General features: G+C 64.9%; 1 pseudogene. It reads left to right on the top strand.

What is annotated here, in order from left to right:
- A pseudogene (locus A9X01_RS30345) lies at window positions 1-806 on the top strand (hypothetical protein); the annotation flags it as partial.

Raw genomic sequence — 806 nt, 5'->3', positions numbered from 1 at the left:
ATCGGCAACAACGGCACCGACCTGGTCGGGGCGTTCAACGCCGGTGCCCGCAACGTCGGCATCGCCAACAACGGCGTCCTCAACATCGGCATCGGCAACACCGGCATCGGCAACTCCGGCCCGCCGCTATCGATCCTGACCGCCTTCGGCATCGGCAACCAAGGCAACTGGAACCAGGGCTACTTCAACATCGGCAACCACAACCTGGGCATCGGCCTCGTCGGAGACAACCTCATCGGCATCGGCCCGCTACACATCGACCGCGCCCTACTACCCAGCCTGCCCAGCCTGCCCAGCCTGCCAAGCCTGCCGGCCGCCGCGACCACGTTCCCCAGCTTCGGCTACGGCAACGTCGGTGAAGGCAACATCGGCTTCTTCAACACCGGAACCCTGAACTTCGGCATCAACAACACCAGCCCGTTCTTCACCCCCACCGACCCGATCACCACCTTCGGCGGCTTCGGCATCGGCAACAACGGCACCGACCTGGTCGGGGCGTTCAACGCCGGTGCCCGCAACGTCGGTATCGGCAACAACGGGTTCATGAACATCGGCATCGGCAACACCGGCACCTTCAACTCCGGCCTGCCGTTGTCCTTCCTGTCCGCACTCGGGGTGGGCAACCAGGGCAACTGGAACCAAGGCTTTTTCAACATCGGCAACCACAACCTGGGCATCGGCCTGGTCGGCGACAACCTCATCGGCATCGGCCCGCTACACATCGACCGCGCCATCCTGCCGACCTTCCCGACCCTGCCCAGCCTGGGCAGCGTATTGCCGGCCGCGACCACGTTCCCCAGCTTCGG

Source organism: Mycobacterium asiaticum (genome assembly GCF_001668675.1).
Lineage (GTDB): Bacteria > Actinomycetota > Actinomycetes > Mycobacteriales > Mycobacteriaceae > Mycobacterium > Mycobacterium asiaticum_D.
This window is presented reverse-complemented; position numbering and strand designations above follow the sequence as displayed.